7 protein-coding genes are annotated in these 6,320 nt (G+C 60.3%); 2 read left to right on the top strand and 5 right to left on the bottom strand.

Annotation, left to right across the window (positions count from 1 at the left end; all coding sequences use genetic code 11):
* Positions 1 to 64: 64 nt before the first annotated feature.
* The 5 genes from VMA09_07795 to VMA09_07775 all read right to left on the bottom strand — a co-directional run bounded on the left by VMA09_07795 (position 65) and on the right by VMA09_07775 (position 4,643).
* Positions 65 to 787, bottom strand: a complete 723-nt coding sequence (locus VMA09_07795) for a VIT1/CCC1 transporter family protein (protein HUA33492.1) — start codon at positions 785 to 787, stop codon at positions 65 to 67.
* Between the two features lie 23 nt (positions 788 to 810).
* On the bottom strand, positions 811 to 1,578 hold the full coding sequence (locus tag VMA09_07790; protein ID HUA33491.1) for a lipopolysaccharide kinase InaA family protein: 768 nt from the start codon (positions 1,576 to 1,578) through the stop codon (positions 811 to 813).
* A gap of 81 nt (positions 1,579 to 1,659) precedes the next feature.
* Positions 1,660 to 2,076, bottom strand: coding sequence for a cupredoxin domain-containing protein (locus tag VMA09_07785; GenBank protein HUA33490.1), 417 nt, complete (start codon positions 2,074 to 2,076; stop codon positions 1,660 to 1,662).
* A 54-nt stretch (positions 2,077 to 2,130) separates the two neighbouring features.
* Positions 2,131 to 3,150: a TIGR03617 family F420-dependent LLM class oxidoreductase gene (locus VMA09_07780; protein ID HUA33489.1), complete on the bottom strand. Its 1,020-nt coding sequence runs from the start codon at positions 3,148 to 3,150 to the stop codon at positions 2,131 to 2,133.
* Between the two features lie 119 nt (positions 3,151 to 3,269).
* Positions 3,270 to 4,643: a peptidoglycan DD-metalloendopeptidase family protein gene (locus VMA09_07775; protein ID HUA33488.1), complete on the bottom strand. Its 1,374-nt coding sequence runs from the start codon at positions 4,641 to 4,643 to the stop codon at positions 3,270 to 3,272.
* A 204-nt stretch (positions 4,644 to 4,847) separates the two neighbouring features.
* Here VMA09_07775 and ruvX point away from each other — a divergent pair, with 204 nt between their 5' ends.
* Complete coding sequence (ruvX, locus tag VMA09_07770; GenBank protein HUA33487.1) at positions 4,848 to 5,276, top strand: Holliday junction resolvase RuvX; 429 nt, start codon at positions 4,848 to 4,850, stop codon at positions 5,274 to 5,276.
* A gap of 3 nt (positions 5,277 to 5,279) precedes the next feature.
* Complete coding sequence (gene mltG, locus VMA09_07765) at positions 5,280 to 6,311, top strand: endolytic transglycosylase MltG (protein HUA33486.1); 1,032 nt, start codon at positions 5,280 to 5,282, stop codon at positions 6,309 to 6,311.
* The last annotated feature ends 9 nt before the right edge of the window (positions 6,312 to 6,320 follow it).

Raw genomic sequence — 6,320 nt, 5'->3', positions numbered from 1 at the left:
AATCGACGCCGTTTCGCGCGCGTCTTAAGGGCGGGCTGGGACGCCCGCTCTATTACATTTCTTTTCAGCGCGATGCGAAGAGGTGGCCCGCTAGAAATGTTGCGCCGCCCGCGGCAATTCCCGTCAGCATGCTCTCGAGCCCGCTGCGCCACCATGGGCGGGTCGTGATGATTGTCTTGACGGCGCCTACGATGAACAGCACGAGTACGGTCGTCACTGCCGAGACGATAATTCCCACAGACGGTCGCATGAAGAGATACGGCACTACTGGCACCGCAGCGCCTGCCAGATATGCACCGCCGACCACGAAGGCTGAGCGAACCGGGGGCTCGAACGAGTCCTCGCTGAAGCCCAGCTCCTCGCGCATCATAACGTTGCTCCAGCGCTCCGGGTCGCCGGTTATGTGCGCGACGATCTGGTCGAGCAGTTTCCCGGTGAAGCCCTTGGCCTCGTAGATCTCGCGGATCTCGTCGCGCTCGCGCTCGGGAAATTTGTCGATCTCGGTGCGTTCGCGCTGGATTTCGCTTAGATAGAATTCGATCTGCGAGCGCGCGGAAATAAACGCCGCGAGTCCCATCGAGATCGCGCCGCCGAGCATCTCGGACAGCCCCGCCATGACCGCGATGTTACCGGTAGTGAACGCACCCGCGACGCCCGAGGTGACGGCGAACGATGCGACCAGGCCGTCGTTGAGCCCGAGCATCAGATCGCGAACCGAGTGCCCGCCCGCGGAGTGGATCTTCTCCGTGTGGTGATCGTATTCGCGCTTGCGAATTGCCAGTGCCATGAGATCTGTCGAGGTCTTCCAGCTTAGCGGCGCTTCTCGACTTGCGCGCGCAGCTCCTGCAGCTCCTTCACCAGCTTGCGAGACTCTTCGCGTGGCGGCCGCCCACCGATGTAACTGTACAGAAAATCCAGCCTGGAAGCGCGATACACGAAACGGCCGATGCTGCGATCGAGATGCACGAGGTTCATCAGGCGATGCCGCCGCGAGGCGGGATTCTCACGGCGAAAATCTTCGAGATCGATGAAGTAAACGCGATACGCGCCTGCGCCGTCTTCTGCGATCATGATGTTGGTTTCCTGCAGGTCGCGGGTGTAAATGCCGGCCTCGTGCATGTCGCGGATACTCTCGGCGATGGCGTTTGAGATTTTTTTGCGGCGATGAACCTCGTGCCGTCTGCCGCCCTTTGGCCCGAGCACGAACCGGCTCATCGTGTCGGCGTTGTCGAGGGCTTCAGAAATTACGTAGCTCGCGCGCACCGCACCGAACGAGCGTATCTCCATCGCGGCGAGAACCCTGGCATGGAGTACGTCGCCGGCTTCGAGGATTCGCGAACCTTTGACTGCCCGCGAGGCGCGCGAGCCCGCGAATCGTTCGAGGATTCCGCCTATCCACGAGCGCGCCGCGCTGCGCTTGATGAACACGCGGCCGTGGCCAGCCACCTCGACGATACCGGCGCGGGTTCGCGCTTCATCTTTGCGTGGTGAGAACGATGGTGCCGCGATCAACGCGTCGGCGCGCGCAACGATTGCGGCGAGTTCCGGGCTACGCGCGAAGATAACTACGGTGCGCATCGGTGAATCAACCGCGCGAGCGCTGGCGCCACTCGCGCGGTCCTTAACGATCTCACCGTGCCGATGAAATGGAAAACTGACTTATTGCTTGGCCTTGACGATTAACTGACCGCCCACGTGCGCGGCGTGAAGCTGGCAATAATAAGAAAAGACGCCGGGCTTGTCGGCCACGAACGTGATCGTCTTGGGTGCGCCGCGCGAGATCACCTCGGCGATGTTGTAGGCGGGAATCGTGAAGCCGTGCGTCGTGTCGGCGCCCGGCACCTGGTTCTTGAGCGTGAGCTTAACCGTATCGCCCTGGTTGACGACGATCGTGCTCGGCAGCCAGAACTTCACGTCGTCGATCATTACCGACACGAGCGTGAAGTTCGCTATCGGTCCGCTCGCGGCCGCTGCCGCTGACGGCTGAGCTTCAGCCGCACGCACGCCTGCGGAGTTGATAATCACAGCTGCCGCTATCGCGAGGATAGCCATCGTTTTGAGCATCATCGTGCGCATCGAAGTCCCTCCCGTTCAAGTCGCGATGTGTCAGTTCGTCCTTCGCGCTTCGTTTCAACCGTTGAATTGCCGCGTCAGCTTGCGCCATTCGACGTCGTTCTCACCCGGCTTGTACGGATGATAGAAGCCGAGGCGATCAAGCAGGCCGTCGTAGCGCTCCTTAACCTTGTCCGCGATGTCATCGAAGGTGCCGCTGATCGAGTACACGTCGAGCATGTCGTCGGTGATTTCCTTGGCCATCGCGACCCATTCACCCTTGGCCGCCAGCGCGTTGAGCCGCGCCGAGACGTCGCCCCATCCATGCGCATCAAGCACGACCTTGTAGGTGCGCGTCGATGCATAAAAGGCAATCTGCTGTCGGACGGCCTCGCGCGCGCGCTTAATCTCGTCCTGACTCTTTCCGACGATGATGAATGGGGTAGTGATGATCGTGAAGTCCTTGCGGCTGCGTCCGGCCTTCTTGAGCCCCGCTTCGACGTTGGGAATCACGAACTCGCGGAGGTACTTGGGCGAGTTGAACGGATGCGCATGCAGGCCGTCACACAATTCTCCGGCGAGTTTGCAGATAAGCTCGTTCACGCCCGCGATATAAATCGGGATGTTCGGGTAGTTGTGCTTGGGCGGCGTGAAGAACGGCGTCATCAGGGAGAAGTTGTAATATTTGCCCTGGAATGAAAGTTTCGAGCCACCTTCGGCGAAGCATTTGAAAATCGCGCGCAGCGACTGGATATACTCGCGCAGCCGCGGCACCGGCGCTTCCCACTTGGTGCTGTAGCGGCGCTCGATGTGACCTTTGACTTGAGTGCCGAGTCCCAGGATGAAACGGCCTTCGGACATCCCGGCGAGCTCCCACGATTCATACGCCGTGATCATCGGGCTGCGCGGAAACGCAATCGCGACCGCGTTGCCCGTCTTGACCTTCTTTGTATGTTCGGCAACGAGCAGCGACTGAAGAAAACTGTCGGTGCCGGCTTCCACGGTCCAAACCGCGTCAAAGCCCACGTCCTCGATGGCGCGCGCCACGTTGGGCAACTCGCGCAAATTTCGCGTCGAAAGGCCGGTATCCAGCTTCATCTTTCTATTGCTCCCGGGATTATTGCGGCCCGAATCCTAGCAAAGCCGGGTCGCCGACGAGAAGCGCACCGCGATCCTCGTGCGCCATGACGTGAAGCGGACTCGAAACGTAAAGAATCTTAGAGAGCGCCTTCCGAAGACTCGGCCGCGCGCAGGATGCTGCGATGCGAATGATGATGCAAACTCGGGTGACCCAGAGTCACGTGATACATGTCAGCGAACGGCGAGATCGGCGGCTTGCGATCACCCGACGCAACAAAGTGCGAACCAAGGTCGGGCAGCGAGGCGAGCGCGACCTGGTAGCGCTGCTTGATATTATTGAACAGCGCCTGCATCCGCGGCGATACCTGGTGATTTTCGCCCAGCGTCTGAGTTAGCGGATTCACATACGCGCCCTCTTTTTCGAGCGCGAAGTGAAGATGCGGCCCAGTCGAAAGTCCCGTCGAGCCGACGTATCCGATCAACTGGCCGACGCGAACGTAGTCGTTCGCTTTCACGTTCGGAGCGATCTTCTCCATGTGCCCGTAGATGCTGACCATCCCATTCTGATGCGCGATACGCACGCAGTTGCCAAGCTCGCCACCCCATCCGGCCGATTCGACTTTGCCATCGGCGACAGCTTTGACAGGCGTTCCATAGTCAGCCGCCAGGTCGACCCCGACGTGCGGACGATACTCGTGAAGAATCGGATGGTAGCGATGAAACGTGAAACCAGAGGAAATGTACTTGAAGTTCAGTGGAAAGCGCAGGAACTGCGGACCGAGCGCGCGGCCTTGCTCATCGTATAAATGCTGCCGGCCGTGCTCGTCGCTGAATGCGAACGCATTCATCGTGCGCGAGCCAAACCGAATCTGCGCCGCTTCAACTTCGCCAATCAGAGTGTAAGTGCCGTCGCGGCTCACCTTTTCCTGGTAAATCAGCTTTACCGACGAACCTGGCGACAGCCGGCTGAGATCGTGCTTGCCCGAGAACGCATCTTCGAGGGACTCGACGATCGGCCGCGGAATTCCGTTGGCCGCAGCGGCGGCGCGGAAATTATCGCGCACCGCGAAGGTCAGCTTGATCGGGTGCACCATGTACTGAATCGGCGCGGCATTGACTTTGAGCACGCCGTTGCCGAGATGCGCCTCGGTGATCGAGATGTTCGTATCGACGTCGTACTTGATGCCGCGGGTCTCGCCGGTCTCGGGATCTTTATAGACGGTAAAGGGCTGACCCTTGGCGAGATAGCGGCTGGAAGCGATGGTGCGGTAGAGGTTCGACCACGCGCGCGCCTCGTTGCGATCCATGCCGGACTGGACCAGGTAATATTCCAGTGGTGCGGTGCGCTCGAGGGTGGTGCTGATCGTAATCGCGGGCGGCGCAGGTTCTTCGGTATCGGCGGCTTCAAAGGACAGATCGTCGTCGTGGCCGGCATCCATTTGCGCCACCGCTCCGTCGATCGGAGGAGCCAGGTTGGGTGCCGGATGGAAATAGAGCCGCAGCGCCGTCAACGTTGCTGCCAGAGCCAGTGTCAGCGCCGTCAGAGCACGCGGGTATCCAATTGAGCTTCTCCCCCGAGACCGCATCGGTCCGAAAATTAGGTGATTCGGTGACCCAAAGCAACCCCGGCGCGTGACTTCTGCTCACACGCCGTAATAGTCCCTTAACGTTATCGTTGATTACGCTCACTCCTGCTACGATTTAACGATTGTCCTATGGCAATTGCCGCCCTCGATCCAGGACGTCGAAGAATCGGTATCGCCGTCACCGATGACACCGAAAGCCGCGTTTTTCCGCTCGGCGCGATCGAGCGCAAGGGCAATCGCCTTGATTTTGCCGCGATCGCGCGGCGCCTTCATGATTATAGTGTGAGCCGTTTCGTCGTCGGTCTGCCGATCAATATGGACGGGTCGGAAGGACCGGCGGCGCGCTCGGCGCGGAGCTTCGGCGCTCTCCTGCACAAGGCGATGAACGTGCCTGTGGATTTTTATGACGAACGGCTCACGAGCTTCGAAGCCGAAGATCGTTTGAAGAGGGCCGTGACGAGCCGCGCCTCGCATAAGAGCGCGATCGACGCGGTCGCGGCGGCAGTGATTCTCGAGGGATGGCTCGATATGCGCACCAAGAGCGGTGAGGGTCGATAAAGAATGCGCAGGTTCGTCGCGATCGCCGTCTCGATAGTCTTCATCCTGACGATCGTCTCTGCCGTCGGGTATCGGTATGCGTTGCCGCCTGCGCCGTTCTCGGAGCCGCGCATGGTCACAGTCGAGAAGGGGCAATCGTTCCGCCAGGTGGCGCATTCTCTCGAATCGGCCGGCGTCGTTCGCAGCGCTCTCATGTTCTTGCTCTATGCGCAATTCACTGGCACCGCGCGCAAGGTGAAGCCGGGCGACTATGCGTTCCGCGGCGGCGAAGGCATGGCGGAAGTCATGCGTCATTTGGTCCGCGGCGATTTCGTCGTGGTCACCGTGATCATACCGGAAGGACTGACGATTCATGAAATCGCTCAGCGCGTAGGCGAGACCGGTCTCGTCTGCCCCGACGATTTCGAGCGCGAGGCCAAGGGCGGCGCGCTCGTGCAGGCGCTCGGCTTGATGCCGCTGGGCGCAGAGGGCTACCTGTTTCCCGCGACGTATAAGTTCTCGCCGCGGGCGACAGTCAATGACATTTTGAGTGCGATGCTCGGGCGCTTCTACCAGAATCTCACGCCGCAGGTGGAAGAGCAGATGTTCAAGCGGGGGCTCGACGCACGCCGCCTGGTCACGATGGCGTCGATCGTCGAGAAGGAAGCGAAGATGCCGGGCGAGCGGCCGCTTATCGCGGGGGTGTTTTACAATCGCCTCAAGCTCGGAATTCCGCTTCAATCGGACCCGACCGCCGAATATAGTCTCGACGGAGAATCGGCTGCCGCGGCGGTTCGCACGCCGTCGGCCTATAACACCTACGTGATCGCCGGCCTGCCGCCGGGACCGATCGCAAATCCGGGACTCAAGTCGATTGACGCGGCGCTCTATCCGGCACGCACCGATTTTTTATACTTTGTCGCTCGCGATGACGGCACTCACGTGTTTTCGAAAACGCTCAAGGAACATAACGAAGCGATCGCATCGTTGCGCAAAGCCGCCCTTCACACCGCCGCCGTGCCGGCGAAGACAGCACATGAAAGACATCCTGAATAGGTTATAATT

The organism is Candidatus Binataceae bacterium, assembly GCA_035508495.1.
Taxonomy (GTDB): domain Bacteria; phylum Desulfobacterota; class Binatia; order Binatales; family Binataceae; genus JASHPB01.
The sequence above is the reverse complement of the archived record's forward strand: the minus strand, read 5'-3'. Positions and strand labels throughout refer to the sequence as shown.